The organism is Pseudomonas sp. 9.3L, assembly GCF_058536285.1.
Genome location: NZ_JBZUBK010000001.1, coordinates 1,225,998 through 1,245,874 on the forward strand (window position 1 = coordinate 1,225,998; position 19,877 = coordinate 1,245,874).

The 19,877-nt window shown below is 59.4% G+C and carries 20 protein-coding genes; 6 read left to right on the forward strand and 14 right to left on the reverse strand.

Translation table 11 applies throughout. From position 1 onward, the window contains the following. The first annotated feature begins 58 nt into the window (after window positions 1–58). Entirely contained in the window at window positions 59–1,276 is a 1,218-nt protein-coding gene (locus tag AC4LE2_RS05585) for an argininosuccinate synthase (protein ID WP_491824712.1), read from the forward strand. A 41-nt stretch (window positions 1,277–1,317) separates the two neighbouring features. On the opposite strand, the gene AC4LE2_RS05590 is transcribed toward AC4LE2_RS05585, so the two are convergent. Then, on the reverse strand, window positions 1,318–1,833 hold the full coding sequence (locus AC4LE2_RS05590) for a hypothetical protein (protein ID WP_491824714.1): 516 nt from the start codon (window positions 1,831–1,833) through the stop codon (window positions 1,318–1,320). A gap of 384 nt (window positions 1,834–2,217) precedes the next feature. On the opposite strand from AC4LE2_RS05590, the gene AC4LE2_RS05595 reads away from it, so the two are divergent. After that, the gene (locus AC4LE2_RS05595) at window positions 2,218–2,847 is read left to right on the forward strand and encodes a response regulator (RefSeq protein ID WP_491824716.1); all 630 of its coding nucleotides are present in this window, start codon (window positions 2,218–2,220) and stop codon (window positions 2,845–2,847) included. 43 nt (window positions 2,848–2,890) lie between these two features. On the opposite strand, the gene AC4LE2_RS05600 is transcribed toward AC4LE2_RS05595, so the two are convergent. The 3 genes from AC4LE2_RS05600 to metG all read right to left on the reverse strand — a co-directional run bounded on the left by AC4LE2_RS05600 (window position 2,891) and on the right by metG (window position 5,903). Then, a complete protein-coding gene (locus AC4LE2_RS05600; RefSeq protein WP_491824718.1) occupies window positions 2,891–3,064 on the reverse strand; it encodes a PA3496 family putative envelope integrity protein in 174 nt (57 codons plus the stop codon). A 127-nt stretch (window positions 3,065–3,191) separates the two neighbouring features. Beyond that, window positions 3,192–3,830 (reverse strand): endonuclease III, encoded by a 639-nt coding sequence (gene nth / locus AC4LE2_RS05605; RefSeq protein WP_491824720.1) that lies wholly within the window; start codon window positions 3,828–3,830, stop codon window positions 3,192–3,194. 27 nt (window positions 3,831–3,857) lie between these two features. Further along, window positions 3,858–5,903 carry a methionine--tRNA ligase gene (gene metG / locus AC4LE2_RS05610; protein ID WP_491824721.1) on the reverse strand — a complete coding sequence of 682 codons (2,046 nt, stop codon included), beginning with the start codon at window positions 5,901–5,903 and terminating at the stop codon, window positions 3,858–3,860. Window positions 5,904–6,024: 121 nt separating this feature from the next. On the opposite strand from metG, the gene apbC reads away from it, so the two are divergent. Next, entirely contained in the window at window positions 6,025–7,119 is a 1,095-nt protein-coding gene (gene apbC / locus AC4LE2_RS05615) for an iron-sulfur cluster carrier protein ApbC (protein WP_491824723.1), read from the forward strand. A 72-nt stretch (window positions 7,120–7,191) separates the two neighbouring features. On the opposite strand, the gene AC4LE2_RS05620 is transcribed toward apbC, so the two are convergent. Beyond that, window positions 7,192–7,401 carry a cold-shock protein gene (locus tag AC4LE2_RS05620; RefSeq protein WP_002554837.1) on the reverse strand — a complete coding sequence of 70 codons (210 nt, stop codon included), beginning with the start codon at window positions 7,399–7,401 and terminating at the stop codon, window positions 7,192–7,194. Between the two features lie 316 nt (window positions 7,402–7,717). Here AC4LE2_RS05620 and dcd point away from each other — a divergent pair, with 316 nt between their 5' ends. From dcd to AC4LE2_RS05635, 3 genes are all read left to right on the forward strand, one after another. Next, the gene (gene dcd, locus AC4LE2_RS05625) at window positions 7,718–8,284 is read left to right on the forward strand and encodes a dCTP deaminase (protein WP_491824725.1); all 567 of its coding nucleotides are present in this window, start codon (window positions 7,718–7,720) and stop codon (window positions 8,282–8,284) included. Window positions 8,285–8,391: 107 nt separating this feature from the next. Then, the gene (locus tag AC4LE2_RS05630) at window positions 8,392–8,598 is read left to right on the forward strand and encodes a hypothetical protein (RefSeq protein ID WP_491824727.1); all 207 of its coding nucleotides are present in this window, start codon (window positions 8,392–8,394) and stop codon (window positions 8,596–8,598) included. Window positions 8,599–8,673: 75 nt separating this feature from the next. After that, window positions 8,674–9,492: a transporter substrate-binding domain-containing protein gene (locus AC4LE2_RS05635; protein WP_491824729.1), complete on the forward strand. Its 819-nt coding sequence runs from the start codon at window positions 8,674–8,676 to the stop codon at window positions 9,490–9,492. A 7-nt stretch (window positions 9,493–9,499) separates the two neighbouring features. Here the strand turns inward: AC4LE2_RS05635 and pdeM are convergent, their stop codons facing one another. From pdeM to AC4LE2_RS05680, 9 genes are all read right to left on the reverse strand, one after another. Continuing rightward, complete coding sequence (gene pdeM / locus AC4LE2_RS05640) at window positions 9,500–10,162, reverse strand: ligase-associated DNA damage response endonuclease PdeM (protein WP_491824730.1); 663 nt, start codon at window positions 10,160–10,162, stop codon at window positions 9,500–9,502. Next, complete coding sequence (locus AC4LE2_RS05645) at window positions 10,159–12,642, reverse strand: ligase-associated DNA damage response DEXH box helicase (protein ID WP_491824732.1); 2,484 nt, start codon at window positions 12,640–12,642, stop codon at window positions 10,159–10,161. Before AC4LE2_RS05645 ends, pdeM begins: the two co-directional genes overlap by 4 nt. A 65-nt stretch (window positions 12,643–12,707) precedes the next feature. After that, a complete protein-coding gene (locus AC4LE2_RS05650; protein ID WP_491824733.1) occupies window positions 12,708–13,472 on the reverse strand; it encodes an ABC transporter ATP-binding protein in 765 nt (254 codons plus the stop codon). Window positions 13,473–13,484: 12 nt separating this feature from the next. Then, the gene (locus AC4LE2_RS05655) at window positions 13,485–14,600 is read right to left on the reverse strand and encodes a succinylglutamate desuccinylase/aspartoacylase family protein (RefSeq protein ID WP_491824734.1); all 1,116 of its coding nucleotides are present in this window, start codon (window positions 14,598–14,600) and stop codon (window positions 13,485–13,487) included. 9 nt (window positions 14,601–14,609) lie between these two features. Further along, complete coding sequence (locus AC4LE2_RS05660) at window positions 14,610–15,320, reverse strand: ABC transporter permease (protein WP_491828056.1); 711 nt, start codon at window positions 15,318–15,320, stop codon at window positions 14,610–14,612. 29 nt (window positions 15,321–15,349) lie between these two features. Then, window positions 15,350–16,078: an ABC transporter permease gene (locus tag AC4LE2_RS05665; protein WP_491824736.1), complete on the reverse strand. Its 729-nt coding sequence runs from the start codon at window positions 16,076–16,078 to the stop codon at window positions 15,350–15,352. 103 nt (window positions 16,079–16,181) lie between these two features. Continuing rightward, window positions 16,182–16,967 (reverse strand): transporter substrate-binding domain-containing protein, encoded by a 786-nt coding sequence (locus AC4LE2_RS05670; protein ID WP_491824737.1) that lies wholly within the window; start codon window positions 16,965–16,967, stop codon window positions 16,182–16,184. Window positions 16,968–17,203: 236 nt separating this feature from the next. Further along, the gene (locus tag AC4LE2_RS05675) at window positions 17,204–18,862 is read right to left on the reverse strand and encodes an ATP-dependent DNA ligase (protein WP_491824738.1); all 1,659 of its coding nucleotides are present in this window, start codon (window positions 18,860–18,862) and stop codon (window positions 17,204–17,206) included. Beyond that, window positions 18,859–19,875, reverse strand: coding sequence for a ligase-associated DNA damage response exonuclease (locus AC4LE2_RS05680; RefSeq protein WP_491824740.1), 1,017 nt, complete (start codon window positions 19,873–19,875; stop codon window positions 18,859–18,861). Before AC4LE2_RS05680 ends, AC4LE2_RS05675 begins: the two co-directional genes overlap by 4 nt. Between the last annotated feature and the right edge of the window lie 2 nt (window positions 19,876–19,877).

The following is a 19,877-nucleotide window of genomic DNA, read 5'->3' on the forward strand; positions in this document are numbered from 1 at the left end:
ATTCATACCGGTCGGCGGTAGAATCAGCCGCTTTAGGCAAAACCGGTGGAGTGATGGCATGGCGGACGTAAAAAAGGTCGTTCTGGCGTATTCCGGCGGCCTGGACACCTCGGTGATCCTCAAGTGGCTGCAGGACACGTATAACTGTGAAGTGGTGACATTCACCGCCGACCTCGGCCAGGGTGAGGAAGTCGAGCCAGCGCGTGCCAAGGCCCAGGCCATGGGCGTGAAGGAGGTGTACATCGACGACCTTCGCGAAGAGTTCGTGCGCGATTTCGTGTTCCCGATGTTCCGCGCCAATACCGTGTATGAAGGGGAGTACCTACTGGGTACCTCCATTGCCCGCCCTTTGATCGCAAAGCGGCTGATCGAGATCGCCAACGAAACCGGCGCTGATGCGATCAGCCACGGTGCCACGGGCAAGGGTAACGATCAAGTGCGGTTCGAGTTGGGCGCTTATGCGCTCAAGCCGGGCGTCAAGGTCATCGCGCCTTGGCGCGAGTGGGACCTGCTTTCTCGCGAAAAGCTCATGGATTACGCTGAACAACACGCGATCCCTATCGAGCGTCACGGCAAGAAGAAGTCGCCTTACTCGATGGATGCAAACCTGTTGCATATTTCCTACGAAGGCGGCGTGCTCGAAGACACCTGGACCGAGCATGAAGAAGATATGTGGCGTTGGACGGTGTCTCCGGAAGCCGCACCTAATACCCCGACTTACCTGGAGCTGACATACCGCAACGGCGACATCGTGGCGCTGGATGGTGTTGAGAAAACCCCTGCCACGGTATTGGCAGACCTCAACCGTATCGGCGGGGAGAACGGTATCGGCCGTTTGGATATCGTCGAAAACCGCTACGTAGGGATGAAATCCCGCGGTTGCTACGAAACCCCCGGTGGTACCATCATGCTCAAGGCCCACCGCGCCATTGAGTCCATCACACTGGATCGCGAAGTCGCACACCTCAAAGACGAGTTGATGCCGCGTTACGCCAGCTTGATCTATACCGGCTACTGGTGGAGCCCGGAGCGGCTCATGCTGCAACAGATGATCGATGCATCTCAGGCCCACGTGAATGGTGTGGTGCGGCTGAAGCTCTATAAGGGCAACGTGATCGTCGTAGGGCGCAAGTCTGACGATTCGCTGTTCGACGCGACGATTGCTACCTTTGAAGAAGATGGCGGAGCCTACAACCAGGCAGATGCCGCAGGCTTTATCAAGCTCAACGCATTGCGCATGCGCATCGCCGCCAACAAAGGCCGCCACCTGGGCTGAGCCCTTAGGAAAAACCGCGGCGCGGCCGCGGTTTTTTTCACCTAGGCGGGCAAGATCAGCACTACAGCCGGTGATTCCTTGGCATAGGGCTGTGTCATGGTGTCTTCAGCCCAAGCCTGCACTTGTGGCCGTAGGTCACGCCATTCATCCTCATTTGCATAGGTAAAGACGTGAAAGCGGGTCTGGTTTTGCCCGGCAATCGAAGAGCGTGACCCCGCCTCCTGTATTTGCGCCACCTTTTGCTCTGAGTCAAGACCCAGATCGGGGGCTGTAATAGGCAGCGCCTGTGCCTGTGCGTCATCAGCATCTTGCGTGCCTGCACCCTTGAGCACCGGCATGGGAGGTACCTCAGCCTCCAGCGCCCTGCGGTTAAAGTTCAAGGTCATGAAGAACAGCACTGTTAGAAACGGTGGGAAGCCCACCAGAAACCACACGAACACACTCTGATTTCGATAATCGAGCAGGGGCAAACTAGCCAACGCCGACGCTTCAGTCGTGGCTGCCAATACGGCAATGAGGGCAAGTGGATTGTTGATTGAGCGGTCTGAAATGCCCATATTGACTCCTCGTCGTCCAAGCGACTTCAACGGTCTCGCTGCTAAGGTAGGATGCAATGAGGCGATATAGCGTTAGATATGGCTAGCGCTTTACTGAACGGCTTTAAACCTTCAGAGCGCTCGCGGGAGGCTCTGTAACAGGTTGACAGCATAATTACCGCACGCGGATTTGATGTCTAGCTAGAGGCCGTGTAACGTTTCCGTTCAGTTCAGCGCGCTAAGCCCTTGCCTGGCGGCCCGTTTTATTCTTATTTGTAGGATATTTCTTTCGACCATGTAAGGAGAATCGCAGTCTGCACTAACGTGGCATTTCAGAAATATCTGCCGCCGGGAACTGGGCTATGTTCCTCGCTTTATAACAAACAGTAGCAATCGGATTAGCTCATGAACAAAGTGCTCATCGTGGATGATCATCCCGTGATACGCCTGGCTGTACGCATGCTGATGGAGCGCCACGGTTACGACGTGGTAGGCGAAACCGACAACGGCACCGACGCGCTACAGCTGGCACGGGAGATTCGTCCCGATATCGTCATCCTCGACATTGGTATCCCTAAGCTCGATGGGCTGGAGGTGATTGCCCGGCTCACGGCGGGCTCGATTACGCATATGCGTGTATTGGTGCTGACGTCTCAAGCGCCGGGTCACTTCTCCATGCGCTGCATGCAGGCGGGCGCCGCAGGGTATGTCTGCAAGCAGCAGGACCTGACCGAGCTTCTGAGCGCTATCAAGGCCGTACTCTCGGGCTATAGTTATTTTCCTAACCAGGCACTGCACCCTGTGCGTGGAAACATGGGCAACGTAAGTGAAAAAGAGCTGGTTCAGCGGCTGTCGAGCAGGGAAATGATGGTGCTGCATCAACTGGCATCCGGGCATTCAAACAAACAAATAGCGGATGCAATGTTGCTCAGCAATAAAACAGTAAGTACCTATAAGACCCGTTTATTAATGAAGCTCAATGCAAAGTCGCTGGTAGACTTGGTAGAAGTGGCGCAGCGTAACGGTATTGTTTGAGCCGAACCTAGCTAGCCCCCGTCATTACGGGGGCGCGACGGTTTTATAAGTCAAAATCGTAATCGGCCAACTGCTTTTGGAGCCGGCGTTCTTCCAGCAAATTGTCGATAGTGCGGCGCTTGCTTAAATTGGTTTTGCTTACCTCCGCAGCAGGCTCTTCCTGCTCGGCTGCAACAAAATCCTCGTCTACATCCAGTGCTTCTTTCTCTTCGGTCATTCGTCCACTCCAGCCGGTTGGCTAGCCTGTCAGGCTGCTTAGGTGCCATTTGCGCACCTTATATCGGCAATTCAGGAGTGGGTAAAAGAGATTTTTTCAATCGACTGCATAGCCCGTAATTGAAAATTTAATCGTAGGAAGTCTTCTCGGCATATTCGCACAGGTCTTCGATTCTACAGCTGCCGCAACGCGGTTTACGTGCCTGGCATACATAACGGCCATGAAGGAGCAGCCAATGGTGTGCATCTAGTAAATAGGGCCTGGGAACATGTCGGAGCAGGGCCCTTTCGACGTCTACCACGTTCTTGCCAGGGGCAATGCGGGTGCGGTTGCTCACTCGGAATATATGAGTGTCCACAGCCATGGTGAGGTGCCGAAAGGCAGTATTAAGCACCACGTTGGCAGTTTTACGACCTACGCCAGGCAGTGCTTCCAACGCTTCTCGGGTTTGCGGCACCACACCGGCGTGTTCTTCCACCAAGCGCCGACAGGTTTCTATAACGTTTTTAGCCTTGCTGTTATACAGCCCAATGGTCTTGATATAGGTGGACAGCCCCTCCACGCCCAGGGCCAAGATGGCCTCGGGCGTATTGGCGACCGGGAATAGCCTAGCGGTGGCCTTGTTCACACCTACATCGGTCGCTTGCGCCGACAGAATGACCGCGATCAGCAACTCGAACGCATTGGTGTAGGCCAGTTCGGTCTTGGGCTCGGGGTTGTCTTCCTTGAAGCGGCGAAAGATTTCCAAGCGTTTGGCGGCGTTCATAAAACCCCGTACCCTGCGATACCCATGTTATTTGATCCGCTGCCCAGGTTTGGCGCCTGTGTCAGGGGTAAGCAGGAAAATCTCAGCGCCGCCGGGCCCCGCAGCCAGTACCATGCCCTCGGATACACCAAAGCGCATTTTGCGTGGCTTGAGGTTGGCAATCATCATGGTCAGGCGGCCCTCCAGCGATGCAGGCTCTGGGTACGCGCTCTTGATGCCGGAGAACACGTTGCGGCGCTCGCCACCCAAGTCCAGCGTTAAGCGCAGTAGCTTGTCTGCGCCTTCAACTGGCTCAGCCTTGACGATCAATGCCACACGCAGGTCTACCGCTGCAAACGCGTCGAAATCCACTTCTGGTGATAGCGGGTCGGCTTGCAGCTCGCCGTTGCCCTGCGGCGCAGGTATTGCCGTGGTGACCGGCGCCAGGTTCTCCTGAGACGCTTCAACCATGGCCTGGACGCGTGCAGGGTCTATGCGGGTCATCAGCGGGTTGAACGCATTGAGTGGGTGATCCGCCAGCAGGTGGTGGTGGTCGTCCCAGCGCAATGGCGGCACGTTCAGGAAGGCTTCCGCGTCTGCCGCCAATGTCGGCAACACCGGTTTGAGAAAGATCACCAGCAGCCTGAACAGGTTTACACCCAAGGTGCAAATGGCCTGGACGTCGTCTTGTTTGCCATCCTGCTTGGCCAGCGCCCAAGGCGCCTTATCGGCGATCCACGCGTTCGCGCGGTCGGCCAGGGCCATGATTTCTCGCATGGCGCGCGCGAAGTCACGATTTTCGTAGGCATCGGCAATCGCCGGCGCAGCGGCGGCAAAGGCCTCGGTAAGCTCGGGTGCGGCGTTGCCTGCCACGAGCCGGCCCGCGTTGCCCTTATGAATGAAGCCTGCACAGCGGCTAGCAATGTTGACGACTTTGCCTATCAGATCTGAATTGACCTTTTGCACGAAATCTTCAAGGTTCATGTCCAGGTCATCCACGCCACGACCAAGCTTGGACGCGTAGTAATAACGCAGGTACTCAGGGGACAGGTGATCCAGGTACGTGCGCGCCTTGATGAAGGTGCCGCGCGACTTGGACATTTTCTGGCCATTCACAGTGAGGTAGCCGTGAACGTTGAGTGCAGTAGGCTTGCGGTAGCCTGCGCCTTCGAGCATGGCGGGCCAAAACAGCGCGTGGAAGTTGACGATGTCCTTGCCGATGAAATGGTACAGCTCAGCGGTAGAGCCTTGGCCCCAGAACGCCTCGAAGTCCAACTCCGGGCGGCGAGCGCAGAGGTTTTTAAAACTTGCCATGTAGCCGATGGGTGCATCGAGCCACACATAGAAGTATTTACCGGGCTCGTCCGGGATCTCGAAGCCGAAGTAAGGCGCGTCCCGCGAAATGTCCCACTCCTGGAGCCCGGCATCGAGCCATTCGGCCAGTTTGTTGGCGACGGCGTCTTGCAAGGTCCCGCTGCGCGTCCACGCTTGCAGCATCGCCTGGAACGTCGGTAGTTTGAAGAAAAAGTGCTTGGAGTCACGTAGCACAGGCGTTGCGCCAGAAATGGCGGATTTAGGGTCCTTCAGGTCGGTAGGCTCGTAGGTGGCCCCACACTTTTCGCAGTTGTCGCCGTACTGGTCTGGTGTACCGCATTTGGGGCAGGTGCCCTTGATGAAGCGGTCAGCCAGGAACATCTTTTTTTCAGGGTCGAAGTACTGAGTAACCGACCGGGTAGCGATGTGCCCGGCATCTCGCAAGCGGCGGTAGACTTCGCTGGACAGCTCGCGGTTTTCTTCAGAGTGGGTGGAGTGGAAGTTATCGAACTCCACCAGGAAGTCTGCAAAGTCAGTGCTGTGCTCGGCCTTGACAGCGTCAATCAACTGCTCGTTGGTTACGCCTTCTTTTTCGGCGCGTAGCATGATTGCCGACCCATGGGCGTCATCGGCGCAGACGTAAATGCACTGGTTGCCACGCAGCTTCTGATAGCGCACCCACACATCGGTCTGGATGTATTCGACCATATGGCCCAGGTGAATGGAGCCGTTGGCATAGGGCAGGGCGCTGGTAACTAGAATCTGGCGGGGCTCGGACATGGGGCTCGCTACTTGGAGTGGAACGAAGACCAACCACTATAAAGCGCCACGGTTTTTTTTTCATCCGCCGACCGAACAGGTAGCATAGCTCGCCAGTAGCCTATTCATTTCTGGAGTTGCCATGAGCGTCGTTACCCGCGCAGCGGTAGAAAGCGTACTGCGTCAGTACACTGACCCCTACCTTGAGCAAGACCCGGTTAGCGCCGGCTGCCTGGAGGCCGTCAGGGTAGAGGGCGATAGCGTCGAGGTCGATCTGTGCCTGGGCTATGCCGCAGGCCTGTTTCACGCGGGCTGGGCGCAGACCTTGCAAATAGCGCTTGAAGCCATGCCAGGGGTAAGGCGCGCCAAGGTGCACGTGCGCAGCGACGTACAGCCACACAAGGCCCAGGCCCAGGTGCCTGCGATGGCCAACGTTAAAAATATCATTGCCGTGGCATCGGGCAAGGGGGGTGTGGGCAAGTCCACGACGGCAGCCAACCTGGCCCTGGCCCTGTCGCGTGAAGGGGCGCGGGTGGGCATGCTCGACGCCGATATCTACGGCCCTAGCCAGGGGGTGATGTTGGGGATAGCAGAAGGCACCCGGCCTCAGGTAAAGGAGCAGAAGTGGTTCGTTCCGCTCCAGGCGCACGGCGTAGAAGTCATGTCCATGGCGTTCCTCACGGACGACAACACGCCCGTGGTATGGCGCGGGCCGATGGTGTCCGGGGCGTTGATGCAGCTCATCACGCAAACCGCCTGGAATGATCTGGACTACCTGGTCATTGATATGCCGCCAGGCACCGGGGATATCCAGCTTACCTTGGCCCAGAAGGTACCCGTCGCTGGGGCTGTGATCGTAACTACCCCTCAAGACCTTGCATTGCTGGATGCCAGAAAGGGCGTGGAAATGTTCCGTAAGGTCAATATTCCGGTATTGGGCGTGGTCGAGAACATGGCCGTCCATATTTGCTCGAACTGTGGGCATGCCGAACATCTATTCGGGGAGGGGGGCGGTGCTCGCCTGGCCAGTCAGTATGGCGTTGAGCTTCTAGCGTCACTGCCGCTGGCGATGACGATCCGCGAGCAGGCCGATAACGGCAGGCCAACGGCTGTGGCCGATCCGGACAGCCAGATTGCCATGATCTATCAGGCCCTGGCCCGTCGCGTCGGTGCCCGTGTTGCACGCGAGCAGGCTGTGGCCCAAGCCATGCCAACGATCACCGTATCGGATGACTAAAATCCAGGCATAAAAAAACCCCGCCGAGGCGGGGTTTTCTAGCGCTCACCGAAGTGAGTGCGGAAGCTAAAGTCAGATGACCTGAACTTCTTCAGCCTGCATGCCTTTCTGACCGCGGGTAGCGATGAAAGAAACCTGCTGGCCTTCTTTCAGCGACTTGAAGCCGTCAGATTGGATTGCCTTGAAGTGAACGAAGAGGTCATCGCCCGACTGAGGAGTGATGAAGCCGAAGCCTTTCTCGTCGTTGAACCACTTGACGGTACCGGTTTGGCGATTGGACATGGTGTGTCTCCTTGGACAAAGTTAACTGCGGCGCTGGAACTGCCCAGGCCGGAACTGAGTGCAAAGAGCATGAAAATTCTTCTTGATGATTAACATCCTGCAGTAATTCTCGGTGACAAAAGCAGCACAGTGGCGCCACCTTAACCCTTTTTACTCAGCCTGCCAACGTACTTTTCGTTCCCAAGCACAGGTGTAGGCCTGAGGCCAATGAATCCGGGCCACTTGAGGCTGCCCGGGCCGGCACGCTTTGAACCCAGGGCTCAGGCCCGGTAAGATGCCTGGCACGTGTATTTATCAGCCTTCAGGACACCCTCCAATGAGTATCAAATCGGATAAGTGGATCCGCCGCATGGCGCAAGACCACGGCATGATCGAACCCTTCGTAGAGCGCCAGGTGCGCGGTGAAGGCGCCAACCGGGTGATCTCGTTTGGAGTCTCCAGCTACGGTTACGACGTGCGCTGCGCCGATGAATTCAAGGTGTTCACCAACATCAACTCGGCCACCGTTGACCCCAAGGCCTTCGATGCCAAGAGTTTCGTCGACATCAAAAGCGACGTGTGCATTATTCCCCCCAATTCGTTCGCCCTGGCACGCACTGTTGAATACTTCCGCATCCCTCGCAACGTGCTGACCATCTGCCTGGGCAAGAGCACCTATGCCCGTTGCGGCATCATCGTGAACGTCACGCCCCTGGAGCCCGAGTGGGAAGGGCATGTAACGCTGGAATTCTCCAACACCACCACACTGCCGGCCAAAATCTACGCGAACGAAGGCGTGGCGCAGATGCTGTTCCTGGAGTCCGATGAAGAATGCGAAGTCTCGTATAAAGACCGTGGTGGCAAATACCAGGGGCAGCGTGGCGTTACCCTGCCACGCACATGAAATATCCGCTACGAAGCAAATCCATTTGAATTTGCCTTAACAAAGGCACTCTACTGTTCGCACTCCCCGATTATGTATCTGGAACGGGCCAATGCTCAGGAGTACCTATGAAGATTGATGCAAACATCTGTACCAAGCTGGCCGCACTGCAGCCCAATCATGTCGGCATGCTGGCGTGGTCATTGCTAGCCAACCCGGCGCTGCTAGAAGCCGGCGGGATTCCTGGGCAACCCGACCAGGACACGCCTAACCAGCCCACCGAGCCCGGCGAACCCATGATTCCGGACCAGCCTCCGCCCACACCCGTGGCGTGATCTACCAAGGCTTGTCGGTTACTCTGCAAGGGCCCCTTCGGGGGCCCTTCTACTTTCCTAACAATAAGGCCTGCCATGCGTGCTCAGCTCTCGCCCAAGCGGTTGTTCGCCTCTTTCACCCTTGCCCTGTCGCTTGCTTGTACAGCACACGCTGCCGAGCCCCCAGCCAACCACCTGCAAGCCGTCCTCGACCGGGGTGTGCTGCGTGTAGGCACGACCGGGGATTACAAGCCTTTCAGCTACCGCCAACCGGACAGCGGCCAATTTGTTGGGCTGGACTTAGAGATCGCCAAGGGCGTAGCGGACTCACTGGGTGTGAAGCTTGAAGTCGTTCCTACCACTTGGCCAACGTTGATGGCCGACCTTGCTGCCGACAAATACGACCTGGCGCTGTCGGGTGTCTCGGTTAACCTGGAGCGGCAGAAGAAGGCTTTTTTCTCGCTGCCTTACCAGCGTGATGGCAAAACCCCTATCACCTTGTGCACGAACAAAGACCGCTTCCAGACCCTGTCCCAGATTGACCAGCCTGGCGTCAAAGCCATCGTCAACCCGGGCGGTACTAACGAAAAATTTGCCCGCGCCCATTTGAAGCAGGCCCAGATCCTGATGCACCCCGACAACGTGACGATTTTCGAACAGATCGTTGCCGGTAAGGCAGACCTGATGATGACGGACGCAGTGGAAACCCGCCTTCAACAAAAGCTACACCCTGAGCTATGCGCCCTGCACCCCGATGCGCCCTTCGATTTCTCAGAAAAGGCCGCTCTGTTACCTCAAGACGTTGCGCTCAAAGCTTACGTAGACCAGTGGCTGCACGTGGACATTGCCAGCGGCCAGTTCGAGCAGCGCATGCAGCGCTGGCTGGACTACCCCTGGCAGCCGGCGCGCAAATAAATCCACGTCAAGGGCCTGCCAGCGGCCATACTTGCCCATCACCCACTACAAATAGCCGTACCCCGGCTTTGCGTTCAACCGCAAAGCCACCGGTGAAGGCGCCGAACGCCGGCAGCAGCGTGACCTGGCGGCCCATATGGAAACAGGGCAGCCGCAGGCGCTGCCGGCCTCGGCCACTTAGGAAATACACCGGGTGAATATGCCCTGCGAGTACGTGGCGGTGAGGGTGAGGGTGGGGTTCGTGCTGGAGGGAAAAAGGCCCCATCAACAAAGGCTCAGGCACCACGGTGATGCTCAGGTCGGGGGGAGGATCGCCTGCGCGGTGGTCGTGGTTGCCCCGAATAAGCGTGATACGCAGCCCAGGGTTGAGACGGCGCCACGCCCGTAACTGGTCGAGCGTACCGGGTGCGTGGGAGCCAGGCCCGTGCAGGAAGTCCCCCAAAAAAATCAGATGGCGCACCGCAAAGCGGTCCAGCACCTGCTGCAGTACCTGCAAGTTGGTGGCCGTGGTGCCGTGTGGCACTGGCTGACCGAGGCTGCGGTAGGCAGCAGCTTTCCCAAAATGGGCATCAGCGATCAATAAGGCCTGCTGCGCAGGCCACCAGATCGTTTTTTCGCCCGTTAGTACCAGGTGTTCACCTTCAAGCTGAACCTCGCAGTCAGCCGTCATGGTTTAGCCCCAGGCCCTGCGGCTTTTTCCAGGTCGTTGACCATTCGGGCAATGCGATCAGCGAGCTTTTCCGAACTCATGCTTTCGCGCAGCCGCTCTACCAGCAGCGGGAACGCCAGCGGTGTCGGCCGTTTCAAGGGGTGGAGGTCCAGCTGCCGCCCACCGATATCCCGCAGGGTCTCTTCCAGGCGCCCAATGTCCAGCTCCTGGTGCAACACCTCCTGTTGAGCTTGGGTCAGCAACAGGTTGCCGGCGTCGTACTGCTTGAACACTTCGAAAAACAGCCCGCTGGATGCCTGCACCTGACGGGTGCTCTTTTGCGCGCCGGGGTAACCACCGAACACTAAGCCTGAAATTCGGGCGATTTCGCGAAAGCGGCGCAAGGCGAGCTCGCCTGCATTCAAGCTGGCCAGCACGTCCTCCATCAAGCCATCCGGGGACAAGATTCCGCTGCTCAAAGCCTGCGCCCAGTCCACCTCTCCTGGGCTGAGCAGCTCCAGGCCGTAATCGTTGACCGCAATCGAAAAACTGGCAGGGTGTTGCTGGCCGAGGCGCCAGGCCAGCAAGCTGGCGAGCCCCAAATGTACAAGGCGCCCTGCGAAGGGGTAGAGAAACAGGTGCCACCCCTCGCGGGATTTCAAGGTCTCTGCCAGCAACGTGTGCTGGGTGGGCAGGGCAGACCATTGCTGCTGGAGTTCAAGCAACGGCCGCACGGCCTTCATAGGGGCACTGACATACAGGCCACGGCTGGCTTCGTCCAGTTTGGCAACCAACGCCTTGGCCATCTCCCCGGACAGTGGCAGGCGCCCGCCATTCCACCGCGGCACGGCGGGCTTTTTGGCGCTACCGCGTTTCACGTAGGCGGTCATGTTCTCAACGCGCACCAGTTCCAGTACTTTGCCTGCGAACAAGAACGCCTCGCCAGGTTTGAGCCGCGCGATGAAGCCTTCCTCTACGCTGCCCAGTGACCGCCCGCCGCCACCTTTGGTCCAGTATTTGAGGTGCAGGCTGGCGTCGCTGACGATGGTGCCAATGCTCATGCGGTGCCGGCGGCCCACGCGCCCGTCCGGCACCCGCCATACCCCTTCAGCATCCGGCTCAACGCGGCGGTAGTCCGGATAGGCAGTCAGGCTGGCGCCACCATGGCGCACGAATGCCAGGGCCCACGCCCACTCGTCATCCGTCAGGCCTCGATAGGCCCAGGCGGTGCGCACTTCTGCCAGCAGCGCCTCGGGTACGAAGCCGCCGCCCAAGGCAATGGTTACCAAGTGCTGAACCAGCACATCCAGAGGTTTATCCGGTGACTCCCGTGGTTCGACCTGGCGTGCCGCCAGCGCTTCCTGAGCGGCGGCCGCCTCTACCAGCTCAAGGCTGTGGGTAGGCACCAGGGTTACCCGCGAGGGGCGACCAGGGGCGTGACCAGAGCGCCCGGCGCGCTGAATCAACCGAGCGATGCCTTTAGCCGAGCCAATCTGTAGCACGCGCTCTACCGGCAGGAAGTCCACGCCCAAGTCCAGGCTCGACGTACACACCACGGCCTTCAGATGACCCTCCTTGAGCGCCATTTCTACCCATTCGCGCACGTCCCGTGACAGCGAACCATGGTGCAGGGCAATCAGCCCTGCCCATTCAGGCATGGCTCCCAGGATGGCTTGGTACCAGAGTTCGGACTGTGCCCGCGTATTAGTGAATACCAGGCTGCTCTGGCTTGAGGCCAACTGCGCCACCACCTGGTCGAGCATTCGCAGGCCCATGTGGCCTGCCCAGGGGAAGCGCTCGATGGCGGGTGGCAATAGCGTGTCGACGTCGATGACCTTCTTGCCACCCCCTTCGATCCGAACCCCTGCGCCGTCTGGCAGCAACACCCGTTGAGCATGCTCAAGGTTGCCCAAGGTTGCGGAAATACCCCACACCTTAAGCGCCGGTTGCCATTGCCGAAGCCGCGCCAGGGCCAGCTGCAATTGAACCCCGCGCTTGTTGCCAAGCAGTTCATGCCATTCATCCACCACCACCATGCCGAGGGACGCCAACTCCTGCTGCGCATTGCTGCGGGCCAGCATCAACGTAAGGCTTTCAGGCGTGGTCACTAATGCGCTGGGCAGGCGTCGCCCCTGGCGAGCACGCTCAGCACCGCTGGTGTCTCCGGTGCGCAGGCCTACCGTCCAGTTGATGCCCAGTGCCTCTACCGGCGCCAGCAGGGCGCGGTGTGTGTCTGCCGCCAGGGCGCGCATGGGCGTGATCCACAAGACGCGCAAGGGCTCGGCAGCGGGCTTGCGCTTGCCGGTAGGTGGCGGTACAGGCTGGGCAAAGGCCTGCAGCGCGGCGAACCACACGGCATAGGTTTTACCCGAGCCCGTACTGGCGTGCAGTAATCCGGACTCACCCTTGGCACTGGCGGCCCAAAGCGCTTTCTGAAAGGGGAAGGGTTTCCAGCCGCAGGCGGTAAACCAGGCGTTGGCGTAGTGAGAAGGGCGGGGCATGGGAAACGGCAAGGCTCCGGTGGCTTTGTGTAGTGACCACGCCGGAGCCCGCTTGGTTTAAGTCGCTATTTGAGGTTGCCGCTGAGGAACTGCCGCAGCCGGTCGCTGGTGGGCGCGCCCAGCACTTGCTCAGGCGTGCCTTCTTCTTCCACACGACCTTGGTGTAGGAACATCACTTGATTGGATACCTGCCGGGCGAAGGCCATCTCGTGGGTCACCATGATCATGGTGCGGCCTTCCTCGGCCAAGCCCTGGATTACCCTGAGCACTTCGCCCACCAGCTCTGGGTCAAGGGCTGAGGTGGGCTCGTCGAACAGCATTACCTCCGGCTCCATGGCCAGTGCGCGGGCGATGGCCACGCGTTGCTGTTGGCCACCCGACAAAAACGCAGGGTATTGGTCGGCCACTCGGGCGGGCAACCCTACTTTGTCCAGGTAGGACCGGGCGCGTGTCTCGGCTTCTGCCTTGCTGATGCCAAGCACCCGACGCGGTGCGAGCGTGATGTTATCCAGCACGCTCATGTGGCTCCACAGGTTGAAGTGTTGGAACACCATGGCCAGCCGAGTGCGCAGGCGTTGTAGCTCTGCTGCATCAGCCACGTGCATGCCGTGCGCATCTTCGCGCATGGCAATGGCGTTGCCATCCAGGGTCATGGCGCCGGCGTTTGGGGTCTCCAGGAAGTTGATACACCGTAGAAAGGTGCTTTTGCCTGAGCCGCTGGCCCCGATCAGGCAGATCACGTCGCCGGTCCGCGCCCTGAGCGAAACGCCCTTGAGCACTTCGTTGTCGCCGTAGCGCTTATGCAGGCCGTCGATTGTCAGTTTGTACATGCGCGTGACGCCTCAAGGTGAAAGTAGATAGCCGCTTCGGTACGCCTCGGCGCCAGCGATCCGGGCGACTACCATGCCAGCGGTGGCCATGCGGCGCAGGGACCGGGCGTAGAGCAGGCCAGGCTTTTCGTTGTACACCGGCGTAACCTGGTCGGTGAGAGGGTCAATGATTTCGGCAATCAGTTGGCCCGCCTCCAGGTACTCGCCTGGCATGCAGCAGAACACCAACACCCCACCCACAGGCGTGCTGATAGGTTCCACGCCTGCCAGTGGGGTGGCAGGGTAGAGCAGCTCCGGTGGCGCCTCTGGGGTGCTGTCGATGGCACCGTAGTGCTCCAGGTAGCGAATGACCGCCTGGGCATCACGGCTGGCCAAGGCATGGTTGACGTCGCCCTGCCCGCGCAGCTCCAACGTGACCGAGAAGCTGCCCTGGGGGATAGGGAACCGCTCACCGAACCGTTGTTTCAGCCGGTGCCACACCAGGCTGAAGCATTCATCGAACGATTGGCCGCCTGAGTCCGTAGCCAGCAGGTTGGCCTGGGAGCCCAGATAGCGTGCCAGTGGCTCGACCTGTGGCCAGGCTTCGGGGGTGGTGTACAAGTGCTCCACGGCTTCGAAGTCGCAGTGCAAGTCCAGCACCATTTCCGCGTCGCAGGCCAGGCGTTGCAGGGTAAGGCGCAGCGAGTGCAGCTGGGTGGAGGGCTGTAGCGCCTCAAGGCCACGGCGCAGGGCGCTACGGATCAGCCTGGCATTGGCCTCTGCGTCTGCGCCCAGGGAGGCTTCGATTTCATCCCCTACCTGTTCGCTGAGGTCAACGAACCAGCGGTTGAAGTTGTCCCCGCTCTCCAGCTCATAGCGGCCCAGGGGCGTATCCATGAGGATCTGCTCCAGGCCTACCGGGTTGGCCACGGGCACCAGTACCACTTCATGGCGCAGGCGGCCCGACTGCTCCAGTTCGGCCAGCCGACGCTTGAGGTGCCACGCCACCAACATGCCGGGAATCTCGTCGGCATGCAGCGAAGCCTGAATGTAGATCTTGCCGGCGCCTTGGGGGCCAAAATGAAAGCTTTCGACCGCGCGCGCAGTGCCGGGCAGCGGGGCTAGCAGTTCGTGACGATGCTGTTTCATCGAGTCTCCTTATCGGGCTGGGCCAAGGAAGGCCAACCAACGGCGCTCCGCCAGGCGGAACAGCCCTACCAGCGTGAAGGTGATCGCCAGATACAGCAGCGCGGCGATTGCGAATGACTCGAAGGTCATGTAGGTGGCCGAGTTGGCGTCCCGCGCTACTTTGAGAATATCCGGCACGGTGGCAGTGAACGCCACGGTGGTGGAGTGGAGCATCAGGATCACTTCGTTGCTGTAGAAGGGCAACGAGCGACGTAACACTGAAGGCATGATGACGTGAGCGTACAGCTTGAAGCCGCTCAGCCCATACGCCTTAGCGGCCTCGATCTCGCCATGGGCCATGCTACGGATCGCGCCCGCGAAGATTTCCGTAGTGTAGGCGCAGGTGTTCAGGGCAAACGCCAGGATAGTGCAGTTCATGGCGTCCCGGAAAAACGCATTGAGCAGGGGTTGCTCACGCACGCCTTCCAGGCTGTAGAGGCCGGTGTAGCAAATCAGTAGCTGGATATACAGCGGCGTGCCGCGAAAGACGTAGGTGTAGAACTGAACGGGCCAGCGCACCCAAAAGCGCGGGGACACTCTGGCAATGGACAGCGGTATGGAGCACAGGAACCCGATCGCGATCGAGGCACTCAGCAGCCATAGCGTCATGGCCAGGCCAGTGACGTTCACCCCATCGCTGTAGAGGAACGGCCGCCAGTACTCGCCGAGCAGGTCACCCAAGGGGCCGAGGTAATTCTGTACCTGCTCGATCATCTGACTGCCTCCCGCGTGCCGACGTTAAAGCGACGCTCCAGGCGGCGCAGCACGACATTGGAAGCACTGGTGATGACCAGGTAGATCAGGGCTGCGAGCACCAGGAAATAAAACAGTTGGTAAGTGCTTTTGCCTGCGTCTTGGGCGGCCTTGACCAGGTCGGCCAATCCGATAAGCGATACCAAGGCCGTGGCCTTGAGCATGACCATCCAGTTGTTGCCGATACCGGGCAGTGCATGGCGCATCATTTGCGGGAAGACGACGTAGCGAAAACGCTGGCCACGGCTGAGGCCATACGCCGTTGCGGCTTCCTGCTGACCACGGGGGACCGCAAGGATGGCGCCACGGAAGGTCTCAGTGAAATACGCCCCATAGATGAAGCCCAGGGTAATCACCCCGGCGGCAAAGGGGTTGATCTCGATGTAGTCCCATTCCATGGCGTCGGTAAGCAGAGTGAGCCACATCTGAAGGCTGTAGAAAATCAGCAGCATCAGCACCAGGTCAGGTACGCCCCGAATCAAGGTGGTATAAACCTGCGCGCACACGCGCAAGGCCTTGACGCTGGACAGTTTTGCGCTCGCGCCCAGCAGGCCGAGTAACACGGCCACCAGTAGTGACAGCAGTGAAAGCTTCACCGTCATCCAAGTACCCTCTAGCAGCAAGGGCCCAAAACCTTTAAGGCTGAATGCCGAGAGCCCCAGGCTCTGCAACAGGTCTTCAAGCATGTATCAACCCTTAAGTCGATAAAGGCGCCCGCCCGCACCCCGGTGACCGCTGTTGTGGCGAAGCGGGTGGGCCGGGGTGCGGGCGGGCGCCGTTAGGGGAGGCTTACTTACCGCTGTACAGGTTCAGGTCGCCGAAGTGCTTTTTCTGGATCTCGGCGTAGGTGCCGTCTTTGTGCATGGCTTCGATCCCCTTGTTGAGCAACGCTTGCAGTTCCTTGTTGCCCTTGTTGATACCGATAGCGGTTTTGGCTGGCAGATACTCTTCGTTGTCCAGCGGCTCGCTTACTACGTAACCCTTGCCCTGGGGCGACTTGAGGAAACCAAGTTCAGCTTGCAGCATGTCCTGGATGGAAGCATCCAGACGGCCGGAGATGAGGTCCGCGTAAACCTGGTCCTGATTCTGATAGGCCTGGGTTTTCACGCCAGCCTTGTCCAGCACGCCCTTGGCGTAGGCTTCCTGGATAGTGCCTTGTTCGTAGCCGACTGTTTTGCCCTTGAGCCCTTCAGGGGTCATCGTCAAGGCAGCGCCTTGCTTGCTCACATAGGCGGTGGGGCCTGAGAACAGCTCGTTGGAGAAGTCGATGGCTTTTTGTCGTACCGGGGTGACGGTCATCGAGGAAATAACGCCGTCGAATTTCTTGGCCTTCAAGCCTGGGATCATGCCGTCGAAGTCGCTTTCGACCCACTTGCACGTGACCTTCAGCTCTTTACAGATCGCATTGCCCAGGTCGATGTCGAAGCCTACCAGGCTGCCGTCGGCGGCTTTGGATTCGAAAGGTGCATAGGAAGGGTCTACGCCAAAACGCAGCTCTTTGTAATCCTTGGCTAGCGCGCTACCAGCGGACAGGCAAAGCGCCAGAGCAGAAAGAGTCAGCCATGCTTTTTTCATTATGCGGTCCTTAGAAGACGAGGGTTCGTGCTACGCGGTACAGCGTTACCGGCAGATGCCAGACATCATTGTGATAGCAAAATTCGCACCAGCGCCTCGGTTAGGGGCACCGCAAAGGCGCATGACAATCCCTTTGCGTCGCAGATATGACCGAACCGGGCCAGGAGTGGCCAGCGATCACCGCCCTGAAAGAACGCACGGCACTTGCAGGGCCCCATTGTGGTGCGGCTGGAGCCTTAACTCAACAGGTCGTGTAACGTTGCGAGGCTATCGGCTTCCTCGACGGGCTTATCGTGACGCCAACGCAACATTCGGGGAAATCGCACCGCAATCCCGCTTTTGTGGCGCTTTGACAAGGCAATGCCCTCAAAGCCCAGCTCGAACACTAAGGTGGGGGTAACACTTCTCACTGGGCCGAACTTTTCTACCGTGGTGCGGCGAATGATCGCATCAACTTGGCGCATCTCGACATCGGTCAAGCCCGAGTAGGCTTTGGCGAACGGCACCAGGGTCCGCTCCGTACCGGGTAGCCCGTCCCACACAGCGAAGGTGTAATCGGTGTACAGGCTTGCCCGGCGGCCATGCCCGGCCTGGGCGTAAATCAACACCGCGTCGACGGTAAAAGGATCGACCTTCCACTTCCACCAGGTACCCATGTCTTTAGTGCGACCCACACCATAGAGGGCATCGCGGGCCTTGAGCATCATGCCTTCCACGCCTAAGCGGCGGGAGGCTTCACGCTGCGCAGCGAGGTCAGCCCAACTGCTGCCTTCGATCAGTGGGGACAGTTCCAGCACGGGGTTGGCGGCATTAGCCACGATGGCTTCCAGGGCCACCCGGCGCGTGTGTTGCGGCTGGTTTCTCCAGTCGTGGCCTTCGTGCTCAAGCAGGTCATACGCCAGCAGTACCACGGGAATGTCATCCAGCAGCTTACGGCTCAGGGTCTTACGGCCGATCCGTTGCTGCAATAGCGCAAAGGGCTGTACAGCAGGTGCGCTGTCTGCTGAAGCGTCAGGCGCCTTCCACACCACGATTTCACCGTCGATTACGGTGCCGTCCGGTAGGTCGATCAGTGCCTGGAACTCAGGAAAGCGATCCGTGACCAGTTCTTCACCCCTGGACCACACCCATAGCCGGCCGTCGCGCTTGACCAGTTGCGCGCGGATGCCGTCCCACTTCCACTCCACCTGCCAGTCCTGACAAGGGCCTAGCAACGTATCGAACTGGTCCACCGGCTGTTGCAGAGCGTGCGCAAGGAAAAACGGGTAAGGCTGGCCGCCGCGCTGAGCGTGCTCGTGTTCGCTTTCCGGGGCCACCAGCTTCAGGTAACCCTCAGCGGAAGGGCGGTGAGACAGGTCGGTATAGCCTACCAACCGCTGGGCCACGCGCTTGCTGTCCAGGCTGGCCAATTGTGCCAAGGCACGGGTGACGAGCAATTTGGACACGCCCACCCTAAAGCTGCCGGTGATTAGCTTTAAGCACACCATCAGGCTCTGTCGGTCCAGCTCAAACCACAGAGGGGGTAAACGCTGCGCCAATTCCTCAGGCGGCAGGCCACGCAGCGGTAGCAGCTCATGCTCCATCCACCAGGCCAGGCCCGCCTCGCTAGTGTGTTCGGATTCGGGCAGTACCAACGAAACGGTTTCAGCCAGGTCGCCCACTGCCTGGTAACTCTCTTCGAACAACCATTCCGGTAGCCCGGACAGGGCAATGGTCATTTCCCGCAGTAAGCGTGTGGGCACCAACTGGCGAGGCCTGCCGCCGGATAAAAAGTACACAGCCCATGCAGCATCGGCAGGTTCGGCTTGAGCAAAGTACGCCTGCATGGCAGCCAGCTTGGCATTGCTGGACGTAGTAGCGTCTAGTTCGGCATAAAGCGTCGCGAAGGCTTTCATTGGGGTTGTGCCTCCGTTGCCGCTTCGTCCTCGTCACCGTATTCAGTGGTAAAGCCTTGAGCGTCCAGGCCCTGGTCGCACAGGTAACGTACCAACACGTTCACCGAGCCATGGGTGACCATCACCCGCTGTGCCCCGGTCTGCTCGATGGCCCACAGCAGGCCGGGCCAGTCGGCGTGGTCGCTCAATATGAAACCGCGGTCCACGCCGCGCCGCCGTCGGGTACCGCGCAGGCGCATCCAGCCGCTGGCGAAAGCATCGCTGTACTCGCCGAATCGGCGCATCCAGGTGCTACCACCCGCGCTAGGGGGCGCGATGATGAGTGACGAGCGCAGAGCTGGGTCGGTTTTCTTGAAGTCACCGGCGTAGAGGGTTTCCGGGATATACACGCCGGCCTCCCGGTACACCCGGTTCAACGGCTCGACCGAACCGTGGGACAAGATCGGGCCAATACTGGCATCGATGCCATGCAGCAGGCGTTGGGCTTTACCGAAGGCATAGCAGAACAACACGCTGGCCTTGCCTTGTGCGGCGTTGGCCTGCCACCACTGATTGACCTCATCGAAGATTTCGGCCTGGGGCTGCCAGCGGTAAATGGGCAAGCCAAACGTAGATTCAGTGATGAAGGTATGACAGCGCACCGGCTCGAAGGGCGCGCAGGTACCGTCGGGCTCTACCTTGTAGTCACCAGAGGCGACCCACACTTCCCCTTGGTACTCCAGACGCACCTGGGCCGAGCCCAGCACGTGGCCTGCCGGGTGCAGGCTAATGGTCACGCCGTTGTGGACCAGTTGCTCGCCATACGCCAGGGTTTGCAAATTGATATCCGCACCCAGCCGGGCCTTGAGTATGCCGGCACCGATGTCCGTCGACAGGTAGTGGCCATTGCCTACGCGGGCGTGGTCGCCGTGGCCATGGGTAATGACTGAGCGCGGCACCGGCCGCCAGGGGTCGATATAAAAATCACCGGCCGTGCAATACAGGCCTTCGGGGCGGGCAATAACAAGGTCCATGG